Source organism: Kitasatospora sp. NPDC088160 (genome assembly GCF_044741445.1).
In the GTDB taxonomy this organism is placed as follows: Bacteria; Actinomycetota; Actinomycetes; order Streptomycetales; family Streptomycetaceae; genus Kitasatospora.
Genome location: NZ_JBIUSS010000018.1, coordinates 17,338 through 34,790, shown reverse-complemented (window position 1 = coordinate 34,790; position 17,453 = coordinate 17,338). Strand labels below are relative to the sequence as shown.

At 71.7% G+C, this 17,453-nt stretch carries 17 protein-coding genes; 10 read left to right on the top strand and 7 right to left on the bottom strand.

Annotated features, from left to right (window positions below; translation table 11 throughout):
- Positions 1-255 precede the first annotated feature (255 nt).
- From ACIOGZ_RS26450 to ACIOGZ_RS26440, 3 genes are all read left to right on the top strand, one after another.
- On the top strand, positions 256-912 hold the full coding sequence (locus tag ACIOGZ_RS26450; RefSeq protein ID WP_400810669.1) for a 1,4-alpha-glucan branching protein: 657 nt from the start codon (positions 256-258) through the stop codon (positions 910-912).
- A 270-nt stretch (positions 913-1,182) separates the two neighbouring features.
- The gene (locus tag ACIOGZ_RS26445) at positions 1,183-2,055 is read left to right on the top strand and encodes a universal stress protein (protein WP_400987597.1); all 873 of its coding nucleotides are present in this window, start codon (positions 1,183-1,185) and stop codon (positions 2,053-2,055) included.
- Positions 2,056-2,448: 393 nt separating this feature from the next.
- Positions 2,449-3,429 (top strand): aldo/keto reductase, encoded by a 981-nt coding sequence (locus ACIOGZ_RS26440; RefSeq protein ID WP_363586653.1) that lies wholly within the window; start codon positions 2,449-2,451, stop codon positions 3,427-3,429.
- Positions 3,430-3,447: 18 nt separating this feature from the next.
- Here ACIOGZ_RS26440 and ACIOGZ_RS26435 read toward each other — a convergent pair whose 3' ends face one another.
- From ACIOGZ_RS26435 to ACIOGZ_RS26420, 4 genes are all read right to left on the bottom strand, one after another.
- Positions 3,448-4,191, bottom strand: a complete 744-nt coding sequence (locus tag ACIOGZ_RS26435) for a GAP family protein (RefSeq protein WP_400987595.1) — start codon at positions 4,189-4,191, stop codon at positions 3,448-3,450.
- Between the two features lie 268 nt (positions 4,192-4,459).
- Positions 4,460-4,900, bottom strand: coding sequence for a nuclear transport factor 2 family protein (locus ACIOGZ_RS26430; protein WP_363586655.1), 441 nt, complete (start codon positions 4,898-4,900; stop codon positions 4,460-4,462).
- A gap of 2 nt (positions 4,901-4,902) precedes the next feature.
- Positions 4,903-5,031 carry a hypothetical protein gene (locus ACIOGZ_RS26425; protein ID WP_363586656.1) on the bottom strand — a complete coding sequence of 43 codons (129 nt, stop codon included), beginning with the start codon at positions 5,029-5,031 and terminating at the stop codon, positions 4,903-4,905.
- Between the two features lie 236 nt (positions 5,032-5,267).
- Positions 5,268-5,837: a TetR/AcrR family transcriptional regulator gene (locus ACIOGZ_RS26420; RefSeq protein WP_063351909.1), complete on the bottom strand. Its 570-nt coding sequence runs from the start codon at positions 5,835-5,837 to the stop codon at positions 5,268-5,270.
- A 71-nt stretch (positions 5,838-5,908) separates the two neighbouring features.
- Here ACIOGZ_RS26420 and ACIOGZ_RS26415 point away from each other — a divergent pair, with 71 nt between their 5' ends.
- A complete protein-coding gene (locus tag ACIOGZ_RS26415; RefSeq protein ID WP_400844852.1) occupies positions 5,909-6,403 on the top strand; it encodes an FBP domain-containing protein in 495 nt (164 codons plus the stop codon).
- Between the two features lie 369 nt (positions 6,404-6,772).
- Positions 6,773-7,339: a hypothetical protein gene (locus ACIOGZ_RS26410; protein WP_363586658.1), complete on the top strand. Its 567-nt coding sequence runs from the start codon at positions 6,773-6,775 to the stop codon at positions 7,337-7,339.
- A gap of 180 nt (positions 7,340-7,519) precedes the next feature.
- Here the strand turns inward: ACIOGZ_RS26410 and ACIOGZ_RS26405 are convergent, their stop codons facing one another.
- Positions 7,520-8,332, bottom strand: a complete 813-nt coding sequence (locus tag ACIOGZ_RS26405) for an MFS transporter (RefSeq protein WP_400987593.1) — start codon at positions 8,330-8,332, stop codon at positions 7,520-7,522.
- Positions 8,333-8,400: 68 nt separating this feature from the next.
- On the opposite strand from ACIOGZ_RS26405, the gene ACIOGZ_RS26400 reads away from it, so the two are divergent.
- Positions 8,401-9,237, top strand: a complete 837-nt coding sequence (locus tag ACIOGZ_RS26400) for an amidohydrolase family protein (RefSeq protein WP_400987591.1) — start codon at positions 8,401-8,403, stop codon at positions 9,235-9,237.
- A 51-nt stretch (positions 9,238-9,288) separates the two neighbouring features.
- Here the strand turns inward: ACIOGZ_RS26400 and ACIOGZ_RS26395 are convergent, their stop codons facing one another.
- Complete coding sequence (locus ACIOGZ_RS26395; RefSeq protein ID WP_400987589.1) at positions 9,289-10,191, bottom strand: alpha/beta hydrolase; 903 nt, start codon at positions 10,189-10,191, stop codon at positions 9,289-9,291.
- Positions 10,192-10,233: 42 nt separating this feature from the next.
- Between ACIOGZ_RS26395 and ACIOGZ_RS26390 the strand changes: the two genes are divergently transcribed.
- Positions 10,234-10,707: a MarR family winged helix-turn-helix transcriptional regulator gene (locus ACIOGZ_RS26390; protein ID WP_400987587.1), complete on the top strand. Its 474-nt coding sequence runs from the start codon at positions 10,234-10,236 to the stop codon at positions 10,705-10,707.
- Positions 10,708-11,223: 516 nt separating this feature from the next.
- Here the strand turns inward: ACIOGZ_RS26390 and ACIOGZ_RS26385 are convergent.
- Positions 11,224-12,333, bottom strand: a complete 1,110-nt coding sequence (locus ACIOGZ_RS26385; RefSeq protein ID WP_400987585.1) for an FAD-dependent monooxygenase — start codon at positions 12,331-12,333, stop codon at positions 11,224-11,226.
- Between the two features lie 165 nt (positions 12,334-12,498).
- On the opposite strand from ACIOGZ_RS26385, the gene ACIOGZ_RS26380 reads away from it, so the two are divergent.
- From ACIOGZ_RS26380 to ACIOGZ_RS26370, 3 genes are all read left to right on the top strand, one after another.
- Positions 12,499-13,539 (top strand): TetR/AcrR family transcriptional regulator C-terminal domain-containing protein, encoded by a 1,041-nt coding sequence (locus ACIOGZ_RS26380; RefSeq protein WP_400987583.1) that lies wholly within the window; start codon positions 12,499-12,501, stop codon positions 13,537-13,539.
- Positions 13,540-13,647: 108 nt separating this feature from the next.
- On the top strand, positions 13,648-14,559 hold the full coding sequence (locus ACIOGZ_RS26375) for a phosphotransferase (RefSeq protein WP_363633424.1): 912 nt from the start codon (positions 13,648-13,650) through the stop codon (positions 14,557-14,559).
- Between the two features lie 223 nt (positions 14,560-14,782).
- On the top strand, positions 14,783-17,452 hold the full coding sequence (locus ACIOGZ_RS26370; protein ID WP_400987581.1) for an aldehyde dehydrogenase family protein: 2,670 nt from the start codon (positions 14,783-14,785) through the stop codon (positions 17,450-17,452).
- Position 17,453: the final 1 nt, after the last annotated feature.

Here is a 17,453-nt window from a genome sequence, read left to right as displayed (position 1 = left end):
GCCGACCCGAAACCATCTTTCCAGCCAGACTGGCGAGTTGGTGCCGGTACGCCCTACCGCCCGACGGCCGCGCGGGTGCCGGGCGGGAGACCCGCCGGTGGACGGCGGAGGACGGGGAGGCGAGTTGGGCCAGGACCAGGACCAGGACCGGGCCGGAACGGCAACGAACGTCGCAGCGGAACCTGCCCGCCCGTCAGCCCCGCATGGGTGGGAGGGTATGACCATCGCATTCGCACAACGGAGGAGACCCCCGGCATGTCCGTCATCCACCAGACCACCCTCCAGCCGAGCAAGCTGGAACTGCTCGCCTCCTGGCTCCCCTCCCGCCCCTGGTACCGCGGCGGCGCGGGAGCCCCGGACCTGGCCAAGGCCGGCGGCTTCCGGCTGGACGACCCGCAGGGCGAGGTCGGGATCGAGTTCATGGTGGTCACCGACACCTCGGGCCCAGCCCCCGCCACCTACTTCGTCCCGCTCACCTACCGCGGCGCCCCGCTCGACGGAGCGGAGCACGCGCTCGTCGGCACCATGGAGCACGGCGAGCTGGGGCGGCGCTGGGCCTACGACGGCTGCCACGACCCGGTGCTGGTCGCCCAGTTGTCGGCCCTGATCGAGGGCCGGGTCCAAGCCCAGGACCAGAACATCAGCGACACCCCCGACCTGGAGGTCACCCGCTCCTACCGCGGCGACACTCCCCTGAGCCCCACCGCCGTCGACGACGACCAGGAGGGCACCGAGCTGTCGGCACCCCGGGGCGCGACCCTGCGCCTGCACCGGGTGCTGCACCCCGCCGCGGACGACGCGGCCCTCCCGGCCCCGGAGACGGCCGGCCACCTCGGCGGCCTCTGGCAGCTGCCCGACGGCACGCGCGCACGGGGCCTGTTCGCCGTCCTGCACACCGCCCCGCGCGCCTGACCGGTGCTCTGACCACCCACGTTCCCAGGCCGATCCGCCGAGCCGGGGCCGGACCGCCCGGGGCGCGGCCCTGCGCCGGGAGGCGCCGGCAGCGGCTCCCGCCGATACTGGCCGGGGTGCCCGGGCCACGTACGACCTGCGGGACGCGGCATGGACCACGGTCGCGGCGTCCGGCTCGACCGCCCCTTCCGGCAGGCGGTCGAACGGTCGCCGCCGCCCTCGACTCGCTGCGGGCCCGACCGGCCCGGACCCGACCCCTGGGAGGTCGCCGTGAACGGTCCCGTCACCGTGAACGGTCCCGTCGTCGCGGGCTTCGACGGTTCGCCGGAGAGCCACGCCGCCACCGCGTGGGCCGCCCGGGAGGCGCTGCGCCGCGGGCTCGCCCTCGAACTCCTCCAGGCCTGGCCCTGGCCCAAGCGGGACTCGGTCGGCACCAACGAGGTGTACAACCGCAGCCGGGACGCCCTGGCCGCCCGCGAGGCGGAGCTGCGCGCCACGCACGCCGGCCTCCAGGTCTCCTCCCGCCAGGTCCCCGACGACCCGGCCAAGGCGCTGGAGACCGCCGGCCGGACCTCCAGCGTGCTCGTGCTCGGCTCCCGGGGGCTGGGGCCCGTGCGCGGCTTCCTGGTCGGCTCGGTGAGCCAGGAGGTGCTGCGCCGGGCCACCTGCCCGGTGGTGCTGGTCCGGGCCGGTGAGGGCGAGCGGGACGCCGCCACCGACCCCGTCCTGGTGGGCATCGACCTCGCGCATCCGCCGGACGACGTCCTCGCGTTCGCCTTCGAGGCGGCCGCCCACCGCTCGGCACCCCTGCGGATCGTCCACGTCTGGGCGCCGCCGGCCGGCAGCGAGCACATGGCGTTCGACGCCATCGGAGGGCTGGAGAAGGAGCTGTCCGCCTCCGAGCGGAAGCGGTTCGCCGACGCCCTGGCCCTCTGGCTGGCCCGCTACCCCCAGGTGACCGTGACGTCCGAGCTCGTCCGGGGCAACGCCGCCATCGTCCTGGTGGAAGCGTCGGAGACGGCCCGGCTGGTCGTCCTCGGCCGCCACGTCCGGCGGATGCCTCTCGGCGCCCACCTCGGCCCGGTGGCGCACGCCGCGATCCACCACGTCCGCTGCCCGGTCGCCGTCGTCCCGGACACCTGACCGCTCGCGAGGGCCGCCGGCCGCTCCGGCCCTCCCACGACAGAGCAGACCCCATGAATGCCGACGATCGCCCTTGACCAGTCGCCGGGGAGGACGCGCGATGAGAGCGCGAGGTCAGGCGGAGGTGCCGGGCCGCGGGGTGGGAGAGGGATGAGCTTCCGAGCCGGAGATCATGGTCCCGATCCATCGTCGCGGCCCAGCCGGCCAGCAGGTTCAGGGCGTCGCACGCGGGTATGGCGGGTTCGGCGCCGTAGGCCATGAGGGTCAGTCCGGTGTCGCGGCGAGTTCCAGGGCCTCGTAGCCGAGGGTGAGTTCACGGTGGGGGGGGAGTGAGCGCGGCGGCCTTTCGGAGCAGGTACACACGTCCACGTCACCGAGGAAGAGGAGTACGCCATGGAGTACACGCGTTTGGGAACGTCGGGGCTCAGGATCAGCCGGATCGCCCTGGGCTGTATGAGCTTCGGCGACCCGGCCAGGAGGACGACCTGGGCGCTCGACGACGACGCGGCCGAGCCGGTCTTCCGCCAGGCCGTCGAACTCGGCATCACGTTCTGGGACACCGCGAACATCTACGGTCTGGGCACCTCGGAGGAGGTCGTCGGGCGGGCGCTGCGCAAGTACACCCGGCGTGAGGACATCGTCGTGGCCACCAAGCTGTGGGCGCCGATGCACCAGGGACCGGGCGGGTCGGGGCTGTCCCGCAAGGCCGTCATGGAACAGATCGACGCTTCGCTGCGGCGCCTGGACACCGACTACGTCGACGTCTACCAGATCCACCGCTTCGACCCGCAGACGCCGGTCGAGGAGACGATGGAGGCGCTGCACGATGTGGTCAAGGCGGGCAAGGCCCGCTACATCGGTGCCTCGTCGATGTGGGCCTGGCAGTTCGCCAAGATGCAGCATGCCGCGCAGGCCCGCGGGTGGACCCGGTTCGTCTCCATGCAGGACCAGTACAGCCTGATCCACCGCGAGGAGGAGCGCGAGATGTTCGGCCTGCTCGCCGACCAGGGCGTGGGAAGCATTCCGTGGAGCCCCCTGGGCGGGGGGCTGGTCACCCGGCCCTGGGGCGAACGCTCCACGCCACGTGCGGAGCTCAACCGGACAGTCGACCAGCAGGACCGGCCGATCTTCCTGGACAGCGACCGGGCCGTCGTCGAGGCTGTCCAGCGCATCGCCCTGGCCCGCGGTGTGTCGATGGCACAGGTCGCGATGGCCTGGGTGTTGAAGAACCCGGTGGTCTCCGCCCCGATCGTGGGCGCGACCAAGCCGCACCACCTCGCCGACGCCGTCGCCGCGCTCGACCTGACGCTCACCGCCGAGGAGACCGACTCCCTCGAAGAGCCCTACGTCCCGCGCCGGCCCACGTTCTTCTAGCCTCGCGCGCTCACGGCCTCAGCCCTCCTGCCGCATCGTGCGACGGCCGGGAGGGCCGGGCCGTACGGTCCGAGAGGCAGCCGCGGCGGAGGCGGTCCTCGTACCGGTCACAGTCCGGTGACACCCTCGACGACGAGGAGCACGCCGATCACGGCCAGGACCAGGGCGGTGACGGCGCTGTTGTGGGTCTCCAACCACGTCCTGGCCCTGCCCAGCGGAGTGAGGACCCGCTCCCCCGCCGCGGATGTGGAGCAGCAGGGGAAGCCCGACGGTGGAAACGGCGATCGCGGTGAACACCGCCACGGCGGTGACGCCACGGGACGGACCCAGTTCGGCGGAGCCGATGGTCAGCCCCGCCGCCGCGGACAGCAGGATGTTCTTCGGGTTGGCTGCCGACAGCAGAAGGCCCAGCCGCAGGGCCTTGGCCGGCGTGGCATCCGTGAGGCTCCGCATCCAGGCCGGGGTCCCCGTCTTGGAGCCGGAGCGCCACTGCCGCCCGGCGAGCAGGAGGAGGACCACGCCGAGGCCGGCCTTCGTCCAGGACGCCCAGGTGGGCGTCTCCTCGCGGGTCTCGATGACGGCCGCGAGGGCCGTGGACACCGACGCCACCACGAGGATCCCGGCCGCCCACCCGGCCAGGAAGGCTCCGCCCGTCGCCCTGGGCCGGGGAGTGAACAGCAGGAAGAGCGCCGGAACGATCGGCAGCGGCGACAGCGCGATGGCCAGGGCGAGCGGCGTCACCTCGCTCAACACGACGTTCACGGACCACCTTCCTCCCGCCGCCGCACACGGCCCGGGTACCAGAGTCCAGCCCAGGCCCGGGGGCGACCGGGCCTCGGCATGGCCCGGTCCGGGTCCGAGACGTCGTCTCGCGCGCGCTCCATGGTCTCCATGTCTACCGCGCGGCCGCTCCGTGCCCGTCGCGACAGGCCAGGACTCGGGACGGGTGCTGGCCTCGGGCCCGGGCGGCCGGGTCGGCCCGGGACACGGCCGTGGCAGTGTCACCCGTGCGCGACCGCGGCTCGCTCCGTCAGTGGCGATCGGACGGCCATCCGAGGGCGCGGAAGACGGCGACGGGGTCGAGGTAGTCGCGCCAGTGCGTCACCCGGCGGTCCTTGACGGTGATCACTGAGACGAAGTGGTTGTCGTAGCGGAGCCCGGTGTGGACGGCGTGCCCGTGCACGGCGTACTCCAGGACGACCACGGACGTGTCGGGGTCCCGGTGGACGGCCAGTTCGTCCGCGCCGGTCAGGACCATCGCGTCGCCGTAGCCCCGGTACAGGTCGGCGACCGCCTGGCGGCCCTGGACTCGGCGCGGGTAGCCGGGGACGGAGACCACGTACTCGACGACGACGTCCTCGGCCAGGAGGTCGAAGAAGTGGCCGCCGTCGACCAGACCGGCGAGGCCTTCCTGGATGATCCGGAAGAACGGGTCCAGCGCCGCGAAGTCCTCGAGGTTCCCGATGGTCATGGTCACGCACCCGCCTTTGCGGTCCAGGCGTGGGCGTTGCGCTGCGCGAACTCCCGGAACGCGGTCGGCATGCAACCGGTGGTGCGGCCGGTGCCGCCGAGAACGAGTGTGGTGTGCGGTGATCCGGTCATGGCTCCATGGTGAGGGGCCCGGGAGCGGACGCCCGCCATTGAGTTCTTCGGGGTGGTTGGGGTCACCCCGTCAGAGGGCCGGTGTGGCCGCGCCGCCGACGCCGACGCCGACGCCGACACCGGCGCCGACCGCCGGCCACCTGCCGCCGGGCCCGGGGCGGACTCCGGCTCACCCGCCTCGCGGTGATGGCCTCCTACCGGCCGCCCCGGGGCGCAGGCGGCCTGCGAGCGGGCGGTCAGGCCGCCGGCCAGTTGCGCAGCAGTGCGTCGAGGGCGTCGAGGATGCGCGCCCAGGTGTCCTCCGTGCCGCGCGGGGTGTGCTGGAAGCTCCCGGCCCGTTCCAGGGCCACGTAACCGTGGAAGGTGCTGCCGAGCAGCCGGACGGCGTCGGTCTCGTCGGGTTCCGCGAGGTCGTAGCCGCGCAGGATCGCGCGCGTCATCTGCGAGTGCCGGACGCCGGCGCTGGCGCGCGCGGTCTCGGGGTCGAGTTCGAGCTGCGCGGCGGCGTAGCGACCGGGGTGTTCGCGGGCGTAGTCGCGGTAGGCGTTGGCGAAGGCGGCCAGGGCGTCCTTGCCGGCGCGTCCGGCCAGGGCGGCGGCGACCCGGTCGGCGAGTTCCTCGAGTGCGAGCAGGGCGATTCTGGTCTTGAGGTCCTGGGAGTTCTTGACGTGCGAGTACAGGCTCGCGTCCTTGACGCCGAAGTGTCGTGCCAGCGCCGAGACCGTGACCTTGTCGAAGCCGACCTCGTCGGCCAGTTCCGCTCCCGCCCGGGTGAGTCGTTCCGCGTTCAGTCCTACGCGCGCCATGGCCTTCCCTCCGATCGACTGAGGCCATTATACATTTGCCTAATAGTCCTAGGTAATTTACGTTGGCTCCTATGAAGCCGTTGACCGACCAAGAGATCCGTGCCGCCTTCGTGAACTGCACCAAGGGCGAGGCGAAGCGACTGCACATCCCCCGCGACCTGGCCGAACAGCCCTGGGACGACCTGGACTTCCTCGGGTGGCGCGACCCGCAGGCGCCCGATCGCGCCTACCTCGCGGCCGAGTCGGACGGCCGCGCGGTGGCGGTCGCGCTGCGCTCCTCCGGTGCCGCCTCCTGGCAGGCCCGCCGCAGCATCTGTTCGCTCTGCGTGACCACCCACACCGGGGGCGTCTCGCTGCTGGTCGCACCCCTGGCCGGGAAGGCCGGCAAGCAGGGCAACTCCGTCGGCGCCTACATGTGCAGCGACCTCGCCTGCTCGCTCTACGTGCGCGGCAAGCGGGAGACCGGTACCCGGCTGCACGAGTCGCTCACCGTCGAGGAGAAGATCCGGCGCACCGTGGCCAACGTCGCCGGCTTCGTCGCCAAGGTCACCGCGTCACCCGCGTGACCCGCGTGACCCATGGCGGGCATCGCTCCGGTTCGCGGTAACACGCGCGGGTTCCCGGAATCCTGAGCGCCGAGGAGCCGGAACCCGCACGCCAGCTGGTGGCCGCGGTGGGTCCCGGGTACGGGTTCGCCCAGACGTCCGACGCAAAACGCCCGCGCCGTGACCGAGAAGGTCGGCCGGGTTGGCGTTGACGAGATCGGAGACGGCAAGCGGCTCGTCGGCGCCGACTGCCGGTCGCTCTGTCACACCCTGCTGACATGATCGTCCGAACAGTGGGACGAAAAGGGTGGGTGTGGACCTGACGGTGGAACAGGCGGCGCGGCAGATCACGGCGGAGGTCGTCGCACAGGCGCCGGAGGGCTGGACGAAGTGCGTGCCGCGCGGGCACGGGAGCCGAGGGAGCGTCGGCCTGTCCGGCGGCGGGTACGTGGTGCCGAGCCGTCCGGGCTCCTTCTTCCGGACAACGGCGGCCCGCGCTACGTCGCCTCCTCCGTCACCGCCTGGCTCGGCCAGATCCTGGGCCAGCCCGATCCGCACGCCCCGCAGCAGTCCGGGGACGACTCGCGCCAGCTGGTGGCCTCAGCCCTGGACGAACGGCTCGCGCCGGGCGTCCAGGCGATCCACCTCAATGACGTCCCGTCACCCGTCGACCTCGCCCCGCTGCGCACCCTCCCCGGACTGCGTTCCCTCGACCTGTCCCGTTGCCCCACCGCGGACTTGGCGTTGCTGGCCGATCCCCCCGGCCTGCACTACCTCGCCCTCTCCGCCACCCAGTGGACAGCCCTGATCGCCGCCGACCGCCTCCCCACCCACCTTGCAGCCGCTCGCCTGGCCGGAGCCCCACCCCTCACCGTCGTCCTCGACCTGCTCGCCGCCCTCGGCGTCGACACCTCCACCGCCCACCGCCTCTCCGACACCGTCGAGGAGGCCTCCTGACACTGTGACCACCTACGTCCACCAGGTCGGTGCCGGCGCGACCTCGGCCGGTTGAATGTCGTGAGGCGTTCCCCCCGGAAGGGGCGCGACGGCAGAGCCGGTCAGGTCAGGATCCGCAGGCTCACGCTGCCCCACCCCTGGGCCGCGCGGACGCTCCCGAGCGTCCGCGCAGCCCGCCCCCTACCTGGGGAGCTTGGCGGTTCGCTCTGGATAGGCCACGGGAGCCGGGTCATGGGGCAGTTCGCGGTCTCGAGTCTCGGGGAGGCAGGTGGCGGCGATGGCCGCCAGTGCGTAGGCGAGCCCCGCGAAGAGGGCGATGCTCGCCGCGAGTCCGAGGCGTCCGGAGAGGTAGCCGACGAGGGCGGGGAAAGCGGCGCTGACGATGCGGCCCAGGTTGTAGCAGAAGCCCTGCCCGGCACCCCGGACGCGGGTGGGGTACAACTCCGCGAACAGGGCGCCCAGTCCGCCGGGGATGCCGGCCGAGAAGAACCCGAGCGGCGCGCCCGCGATGAGGGTGCCGAGATCGCCGAGTGGCAGCAGCAGGTAGGGAACGAGGGTCACGAGGCAGCACAGGGCGAAGAGGACGACGTTGCGGCGGCGGCCGATCCGGTCGGAGAGCCACCCGGATGCGAGGTAGCCGAGGAACGAGCCGGCGATGAAGACCGCGAGGTGCCCGCTGCTGCCCATCACCGACAGGTGCCGGGTGGTGTGGAGGTAGGTGGGCAGGAAGGTGGTGAGGGCGTAGTAGCCGCCGTGGCTGCCGAGCCCGAGCAGCGCGCCGAAGACGGTGACCCTCAGCAGGCCGGGGCGGAAGATCTCCGTCGGCGAGGCCTTCTCCCGCCGCCGCTGGTCGGCCGTGGGGTCGGCGATCCCGCGGCGGAGGGCGAGCACCAGCAGGGCGGGCAGCACGCCGAGCCAGAACATCGCCCGCCACGCCCAGGCCTGCGGCAGGACGGCGACCAGCACCGAGTAGGCGGCGAGGGTGAGGGCCAATATGACAGTCGGTCAGGTGAAGGTCCAGAGGCCCCCGGTCCTGGGCCCCCCGGACCTACCATCGACGGGTGATCTGCGAATCGGCCGAGTCGGTGGACACCCACGCCCACGTGTTCCACCGCGGCCTGCCCAGGGCCGACCGCCCCCGCTACGTGCCGGACTACGACGCCCTCCCGGCGACGTACCTGGCGCTGCTCGACCGGCACGGCATCGGCGGCGCGGTCCTCGTCCAGCCGAGCTTCCTGGGATCGCGCAACGAGTTCCTGCTCGGCTGCCTGGCCCGGCACCCCGCCAGGTTCCGCGCCGTCATCGTGCTGGACCACGACCACCCCTGCCGTCCGGACGCGCTCGCCCCGCTCGCCCTCGACGGCGTCGCGGGCATCCGCCTCAACCTGATCGGCCAGCGGGTGCCCGACCTGGCCGGGCCGCACTGGCGGCAGGTGGCCGCACTGCTGGCCGGGCGCGGGCAGCACCTGGAGGTGCACGCGGCGGGCGAACAGTGGGCGGCGATCGCGCCCGCCCTCCGCAGCTGGCCGTCCCCCGTGGTGATCGATCACCTCGGTCTGCCGGGCGCGTCCGAGGGCGCCGACCGCGCGGTACTGGATCTGGCCACGCGCGACCACGTGTGGATCAAGGCCTCCGCGCCCTACCGCTGCGCCCCCGGCGCGGCGGGCCTCATGCTGCGGCGCGTACTGGAGGAAGCGGGCCACCAGCGCCTGCTGTGGGGCAGCGACTGGCCCTGGACCCGCCACGAATGCAACAGGGCGTTCGCCGAGTGCCTCGCCTGGCCGGCCGCGCACCTCGACCCGTCGGTCCTGCGCGCCGCCGTCACCGTGAACCCGGCCCGGCTGCTGAACTGGTCGCCCCGGCGACGAGCAGCCGCCGGACCGCAGGCACCGGCCTGAACGATCACCTGGCCACGCCAGCGGCCCGGCGGCCGGTGAGGGCGCGGAGCGTCAGGGAGCGGGGATGCGCTGGGCGAGGAAGAGGGCGGCGCGGTCGAGTGCCTGGTCGGCTTCGTCGAGGGGGCCGCCCGCGAAGGCCTGGAAGACGTGGGGGGCGTCGGCGGTGATGTCGAGGATGACGTCGACTCCGGCGTCGCGGGCGCGGGCGGCGAGGCGGGTGGAGTCGTCGAGGAGGATCTCGTTGGCGCCCACCTGGATGAGGAGCGGGGGGAAGCCGGTCAGGTCGGCGAAGAGGGCCGGGCTGAGGAGGGGCTGCGCGGGGTCCTGGCCGGCGAGGTACATGGCCCCGGTGTGCATCACGGCCTCGCGGGTGAAGATCGGGTCGATGCCGTCCTTGGTCGTCATGCTCTCCCCGCTCCGGGTGGCGTCCAGGCCCGGGGAGAAGGCCACGATCGCGGCGGGCAGCGGCAGGCCCGCGTCGCGGGCGGCGAGGGCGGTGGTGACCGCGTAACCGCCGCCGGCGGAGTCCCCGGCGAACGCGATGGCGGACGGGTCCAGGCCGCTGTCGAGGAGGGCGCGGTAAGCGCTCAGGTTGTCTTCCAGACCAGCCGGGAACGGGTGCTCGGGGGCCAGCCGGTAGTCCACCGAGTACGCGTCGAACCCGGTCCTCGAGACGAGCTGCGCGGTCAACGACAGCGCGGTCTCGGGAGAGCCGAAGACGAAGCCGCCACCGTGGAAGTACAGGATCGTGCCCGGGCGCGCGCCGCTGTCCGGTGTGACGTGCAGGGCGGGCCGGCCGCCGAGCGCGGCCTGAGTGGTGCGGACGTCGTCCGGCACGATCATCGTGTCCATCAGCGCCTTGAACCCGGCGCGCAGCTCCTCGACGGAGCGCCGGCCCTCCGGCCGGGGCCGGCGGAGCATCGCGTCGATCTTGGCGAGCTGTTCCTTGCTCATCTGCGCTCCTCCTATGGAATGACTTCCTCTACACTATATGCCGTGGAATATACATCGGATGGCATCGCCGACCTCCAAGGATTCTTCGCGGATCTCGTCCGCTGCGAGACGCGCCTGTACAACGCGCTGAACGACCGCCTGCGCGAGCGGCACGGGATCGTGACCTCGCAGTTCGAGTTCCTGCGGTTCCTGCGCGAGCACCCGGGGGCCCGAGTCGCCGACCTCGCCGCGGAGTTCGCCATCGGAGCCGGCGCGACCAGCAAGGGCGTCGACCGCCTGGAGAAGCAGGGCTGGGTCGTCCGCCAGGCCAATCCGGCGGACCGCCGGTCCTCGCTCCTGGCCCTGACCGACGACGGTTCACAGCTCCTGGACGCCGCCGAGGCGACCTTCGCCGCGGGCCTGAGCGAACTGGTCGAAGGCGCCCTCGACCAGTCCACGACGGCAGCCGCCGCCCGGGCCCTCCGCCGGCTGCGCTCCGCGCTCGAACGCGACCAGGTCGGCACCCCCACCGGCTGAAGGCGCAAGCCCGGTCAACTGCCCGGCCACGTGCGGCCCGGCGACACCGCGCTCCTCCGCCGTCACCTTCGGTGAAGGCCCGGCTGGGGTTGCCTCCGCGGCCGGCAAGGCGCAGGCTGGAGCTGTCCCCTGGAAGCCGCGTAGGGCGAGAGCCCCACGGAAAGCAGGGAGTTCGGGAGCGTCACCGCCCGTCCGGAGGAGCGGCCCATCCCGAGCACACCCGGGTGAAACGAAACAAACCGTCCGGTCCGACTGCGCACGGACGGAGGCCCCCGGCGGGGGTCGCTCTCGGAACAGCATCTCGCCGCGTCGTACGCGACGCTCCGTCCGGCCAGTGAGCACGGACGGCACCAACGAAGGCATTCGAAAGCATTGCAGGCGTCAGGAACGAGAGTGTAAGTCGCAGGAGCAGTAGAGGCCCCCTCCTGGTAGAGGGGGCCGACGCCTGCGTCGGGCAGGCCTCGCCACCGCTTCAAGCCCTCCCCTGTCGGCTTCGGTGCCCGTCCAGGGCAGGGCTCAGTCGTCCAGCGAGAGTGCGTTCTTGGCGTGCGCGACGGATTCCTCCGAGGCGGGTCCGCCGGGGTTCTCGGTGGCCAGGGCCTGGTTGAGGGTGACGAACGGGCGCATCCGCCGCTCGTAGCGGGCATACGCGGTGCGGTGGTCGCCGCCGGCCCGGGCAAGGCAGTCGGCCAGCACGTGGGCGCCCACGAGGGCCAGGCTGGTGCCCTGCCCCGAGAGGGGGGAAGGGCAGTAGCCGGCGTCTCCGAGCAGGGTCACCCGGCCCCGCGACCACGGGTCCATGCGGATCTGGGCCATGGCGTCGCAGTAGAAGTCGGGGGCCGTCCGGGCGGCCTCGGCCAAGCGGGTCCCTTCCCATCGCATCGACGCGAGCTTGTCCACGACGAGCTGCCGGAGGGCGCCCCCGCCGCGGAGGTCGTGGGCGAGGGGCGCGGACTCGAAGCCGAAGGCGATCCTGAGTTCGGTGTTGTCGCGTACGGGCATGATGCCGAAACCCGTGTCGCCGCCCCGCAGCCACACCTGCCAGTCGTCCAGGGCGAGGAAGTTGTCCGCGCTGAACACCGAGAGGTAGCTGCCCAGGTGGTGGGCGAAGTGCTCCTCCGGACCGAAGGCCAGGCGCCGTACGGTGGAGTGCAGGCCGTCGGCCCCGACCACGAGGTCGAAGGTGCGGGACGGTCCGTGCGCGAAGTCGACGCGCACGCCGGTCTCGTCCTCGTCCAGCGCGGTGACGCTGTCGCCGAAGAGGTACTCGACGCCTGCGCGCGTGTGCTCGTGCACCATCCTCACCAGGTCCTCGCGCAGCACCTCGAGGTCTTCGCTGTCGAGCCGTCCGCTGCTGAAGGTCGCCTCGGTCGAGCGGCCGACCTCGCGGCCGTCGGGGTCGAGGATCGACATGCCGCGCATCCGGGTCCGCACGCGGCTCGCCTGCTCCAGCAGGCCCATCCGCTCCACGACTTCCAGCGCGACACCGCGGATGTCCACGGCCTGGCCGCCGGGGCGTTGGCCTGGAGCGCGTTCGACGACAGTGGGCGCGAAGCCGTGGCGGCGCAGCCAGTAGGCGAGGACGGGCCCGGCGATTCCGCCGCCGGAGACGAGTACGGTCTGCATGAGAAGCTCCCCAGTGCTCTGTACGGTGTACGCGCCCTGAACGTACGTCGTACGCGTAGACCGTTCAACCGGCCATCTGCACGCCGTGTACTAGGGCAGACACCTTCGGTTCGACATCGCCGCTGCTACCCTCTGCACTAGCACAGGAGAGGAAGGCGGCAGGTCGTGACGAAGGCCACAGGCACAGCCGGTGATCCACCCTATCTGCGCATCGTCGCCGCGATCCGGCGGCGCATCGCGGACGGTGAACTCGCTCCCGGGGACCGGGTTCCCTCGACCCGGCAGATCGCCGGGGAATGGGGCGTCGCGCTCGCCACCGCCACCAAGGCCCTGACCACCCTGCGCCTGGAGGGACTTGTCGAGGCCCGACCCCGGGTCGGCACGGTCGTCGCCGGAACCGCCCCCGCCGTGCCGGCCCACAGGCGCCCGTCACCCGCCCCGGACTCCGAGCAGGCGCAGGAGCAGGAGCTGAGCCTCGACCGGATCGTCCGCACCGCCATCGAGATCGCCGACGCCGAAGGGCTCTCGGCGCTCTCCATGCGCGGCGTCGCGGCCCGCCTCGGCGTCGCGGCGATGTCGACCTACCGGTACGTCCCGAGCAAGGAAGACCTCGTCCTGCGCATGGCCGACGCCGCGTTCGGCGAGAAGTCCTACCCCGCGGAAGCCCCCGAGGATTGGCGTACCCGCATCGAGCTGGGCGCCCGGACCCTGTGGAGCCTGTACCGGCAGCACCCGTGGCTGGCCCAGCTCGGCTGCCTCACGCGCCCGCTGCTCGTACCCAATCTGATGGTCCACGGCGAGTGGGTGCTGGGCGCCCTCGACGGCCACGGACTCGACCCCACGACACTGTTCGACATCCACGTCCTGCTCTACAGCCATGTCCAGGGCCTGGCGGTGCACCTGGAGATGGAGGCGCACGCCGAAGCCGCCACGGGCCAGTCGGAAGACCAGTGGATGGACAGCCGCGCCCCCGCCCTCCAGGAACTGGTGGAATCCGGCCGCTTCCCGGCCTTCACCAAGGCGGTCGGAGCCTTCGAGGACGGCTACGACCTGCGTCTCGACGCGCTCTTCGAATTCGGCCTCAAGACGCTCCTCGACGGCCTGACTTCCATCGTCGAAGGCCAGGAAGCCGGCACGGGCGGTACCGCCGCGATCGGGGGACCTCACCGTCCGGCGGCATCGCGGCGGCCTGCGGCTGACCGTTGACCGTCGTACCGCTGAAGTCCTTTGCGCGTGCTGCCGCCCGGATGATGAGGTGGAAGGGTGACCGACCCTCATGAGATCTCAGCCGTGCGGCCGTTGACACTGGCTTGGGTGGGCCGGCACCTGGAGGCCGGCGAACGGATCGTCGGAATCGAGGCGCTGCACGGCGGCATCACCGCCGAAATGCGGAGGCTGACCATCGGCACGCGGGACGGAGGCACCCGCGACCTGGTGCTGCGGAGTTTCGTCGACCCGTTCTCCGTGGAACGCGCCGAGGACTGGCTGGACAGGGAGGCCGGCGCCCTGGCCCTGCTGGCGGGGACCGGCGTGCCGGCTCCCGCGCTGGTCGCGGTTGATCCGAGCGCCGCACAGTGCGAGCATCCGTCTCTCCTCATGACGCATCTGGCGGGCCGGACGGTCCTCGACGATGAGGGGGTGGAGGAACGCGTCCCCCTGCTGGCCCGTCAGCTCGTGGCGATCCACGCGCTGCGGCCCGCCGAACGGCCCCGGGATTATGTGGCGTTGACGACCGCCGACACCGTCGTGGTGCCGAAGGGCGCCGACGCGGCGGCATGGGCCGCGGCGATCGACGTGATCCGCAGGCCCCCGCCGCCCGGTGAAGGGCGGTTCCTGCACCGGGACTTCCAACCCGGCAACGTGCTGTTCGACGTGCCGCCCCCAGGGCCGGCAGGTGCGCGGATCACCGGCGTCGTCGACTGGGCGGCGGCCTCCTGGGGCCCGGCGGATCTCGACGTGGCGCACTGCTCCACCAATCTCGCGCTGCTGCACGGCCCGGAGTGGGGTCAGCGGTTCGCCGAGGCGTACGAGGAGGCCGGCGGGGTGCTGGCCGTGACCGCGAGCGAGCGGCTGTACTGGCGGGTGCGGGACGGACTGGCGTGCTCGGAGGAAGTACGGTCGGTGGCGCAGCCCTGGCAGGAGGCTGGACGGACGGAGCTGACGACGCGAGCCGTGGAGCAGCGGCTGGACGCCTACGTCACCGCCCTGCTGGACGCCCTGGGCTGAGCCAGGGCCGGTCCGGAGCGCGGGCCGGGGTGGCGGGGCCACCCTCACCTTCAATAGCAATATGAAATTATTTATATTGAGAATATCTCGCTCCTCATATGCCTCTTTCGTCACTGCGCACCCAATCACCCTGCACAGGTAGCGGAATTTCGTCGAAGCACTCGACACCGTTCCGCAGTTATGGGACAGTCAATTTGAACCACCTGGTTTTGAGGAGCACAAGTTGCCCGTTTCCAGGAGACTGATCTCGCCCGACGGGCGCATCTGGGAGACCGACGAAATCGTGGCCCGCGTATTCGCCGCCACCGAACTTCTTGCACGCCGTGGCGTCGAACCCGGTTCACGGGTGATGATGAGCGGGGCCAATTCCCCGGAATGGGTCGTCACCCTGCTCGCGCTCATTCACCTCGACGCTTCGGTGGTCCTGGCCGATCATCGAGCCACCCCGTCACAGCGATCGAAGATCCGCACCCAGGCGCGCGTGGTGCTCGAAATCAGCGACGGTGCGGGCCGCACCGCGGCGCCGCGCCCCGCTTCGAACACCGCGACCGTGCCCGACGTCGCGAGCTGGGCACGGCGTCAGGACGCCGCGATCTCCTGGTCGTCGGGGACGACCGGCAGCCCCAAAGGCATCGTCCGCTCCGGCCGTTCGATCCTGGACAACCTCGCGCTCAGTGCGGAACGCATGGGGTACCGGCCTGACGACGTCTTCCTGCCGATCCTGCCGTACTCCCACCAGTACGGTCTGTCACTGGTCCTCTGCTGGTGGCTGGGCGGAGGCACGCTCGTGGTCTACGGATCGACCACGCGCCTGGACCGTGCGCTCGCGGTCGGCGTGGACCACGGCCTCTCCATCGTCGACGGGGCCCCGTCGACCTACTACAGCCTGCTCAACCTGCTCGACCGTCGCCCCGCCCTCGTGAACGCGCTGGGGACGGTACGAGCCTGGTGCGTGGGCGGCGCGCCACTGGGGAGCAACCTGGCGGCCCGGTTCCACGCCCGCACGGGCCGGCACCTGCTCGACGGCTACGGAGCGACCGAGGCCGGAAACATCGCGCTGGCGCCCCCGACCGATCCGGTCGGATGCGGCACGCCGCTGCCCGGTGTGGTCGTCGAAGTCCACGACGACCACGGCAGGCCGCTTCCCCACGGCCGGCTCGGCGAGCTCGTCGTCCGCAGTGACGGCCTGATGACCGGCCACCTCGGCACTGACGGTGAGATCGTTCCGGCTTCGAGTCCCGTTCACCGCACCGGCGACATCGGCCTGATCGACGACGCCGGCCGCGTCTTCCCGGTCGGGCGCAAGCACGCCGCGCACCGCGACGGTCACACGCTCTATCCCGACCACCTCGCCAAGCTGGCCGAGTCGGCCGGCGCGCAGACGGAGGTCGTCGCGGTCCCCGACGCCCGTCTGGGCTGCCGCCTGGTGTTCGTGATCGCGGACCCGGACGCTCACGAGCCTGCGCACTGGAAACGGCTGCTGCGCCCTGTGTTCGCCCGCTACGAGCAGCCCGATCAGATCGTCGTGCTTCCCTCGCTGCCCCTCACGAACACGGGAAAGCCCGACCGGGCCGTTCTGGAGAAGATCGCCATGAGCTCGCTGTCCGCATCACCCGGGACGACCACCGACGTCACCGCGTCCGGCTCGACCACCGGCTCGGCCGGCGGTGCGAGCGGCTACCGCATCCCCTTCGCCGACCGCGTCGACGCGCTGCGCGCAGTGCGCCGGTACGTGGCCGACCACGAGGACGCGGTGATGGGGATCCTCACCGAGATCTCGCCCCACCACACCGCCGGCGCGGAGATCCGCTCGTTCCTCGCCACCCTGGACGGAGCGGAGGAGGAGATCCGTCGCGTCCGGCCCGGCCGCGTGCCTCGGGTCGCGGTCTTCATGCCCTCCAACATGCCGCTCCATTCCTACGCGCTCTACATGCTCATAGCATCCCTTTACAGCGAAAGAATCACCTTTCGGCCGTCCTCCGAGATCAAAAGCCAGATGCGGCGCTTGCACGACCTGCTGGCACCGGTTCACGGCCTGCCCATCAGCCTTTCCGAGCTCAGCCAGCGCAAGTTCGTGACGGGACCGGTACGCGAAGCGGACCTCATCGTCTTCACCGGCAATTACACCAATGCCGAGACCGTCCGCGAGGGGCTGGCGGAGGACCAACTCCTCCTCTTCTTCGGTAACGGCATCAATCCCTTCGTGGTCGCACCCGACGCCGACCTCACCCGCGCCGTGCACGACGTCACGAGGCTCCGGCTCTACAACTCGGGACAGGACTGCTTCGGTCCCGACGTCGTGTTCACACCTAAGGGCCGCACCGAGGAATTCGTCGACCTGTTGTCCGCCGAACTGGCTTCACTGCGTTTCGGGCAGAACGGCGACCCCGGCGCCGACTACGGTCCGATCTTCTACGACTCGGCGCTGGTGAACTGCTCGGGCTACCTGGTGCACCATGCCCGCCGCATCCGGCACGGCGGGCGCATCGACCTGCCGTCCCGCAAGATCGAGCCGACCGTGCTGCTCTGGGGCTTCGACGACAAGATCCCCCTCGAGGAGATGTTCGCCCCGGTGTTCAACGTCGTGGCCTACCCCAGCGCGAGGCTGTTGCGTGAACGGCTGTCGAACCCCTACTTCAGCGAACGCGCGCTGGGAGCGATGGTCTACGGGAACGATCCGCAGACGGTGGATGTCCTGGCCAGGCGTCACCAGACCTGTGTCGACCACACGCTGCTCGACGCCGAGGACGGCAACCGCCCGTTCGGCGGATTCGGGATGCGGGCGAACTACATCTCCTACGGCGGCGAGCGGCACGCCGAACCGCTGCTCATGTCGCAGGCCGTGGCGCAGACCCTCCCGGCGGCTGCGCCCGTCACGGCGAGTGGGGAGTGAC

Coding starts and splice junctions, on each gene's coding strand:
- ACIOGZ_RS26385 (WP_400987585.1), bottom strand. CDS start 12,333: ATGCAGACCGTACTCGTCTCCGGCGGCGGAATCGCCGGGCCCGTCCTC.
- ACIOGZ_RS26440 (WP_363586653.1), top strand. CDS start 2,449: ATGGAGTACACGCGTTTGGGAACGTCGGGGCTCAGGATCAGCCGGATC.
- ACIOGZ_RS26415 (WP_400844852.1), top strand. CDS start 5,909: ATGAAGCCGTTGACCGACCAAGAGATCCGTGCCGCCTTCGTGAACTGC.
- ACIOGZ_RS26430 (WP_363586655.1), bottom strand. CDS start 4,900: ATGACCATCGGGAACCTCGAGGACTTCGCGGCGCTGGACCCGTTCTTC.
- ACIOGZ_RS26450 (WP_400810669.1), top strand. CDS start 256: ATGTCCGTCATCCACCAGACCACCCTCCAGCCGAGCAAGCTGGAACTG.
- ACIOGZ_RS26425 (WP_363586656.1), bottom strand. CDS start 5,031: ATGACCGGATCACCGCACACCACACTCGTTCTCGGCGGCACCGGCCGC.
- ACIOGZ_RS26395 (WP_400987589.1), bottom strand. CDS start 10,191: ATGAGCAAGGAACAGCTCGCCAAGATCGACGCGATGCTCCGCCGGCCC.
- ACIOGZ_RS26420 (WP_063351909.1), bottom strand. CDS start 5,837: ATGGCGCGCGTAGGACTGAACGCGGAACGACTCACCCGGGCGGGAGCG.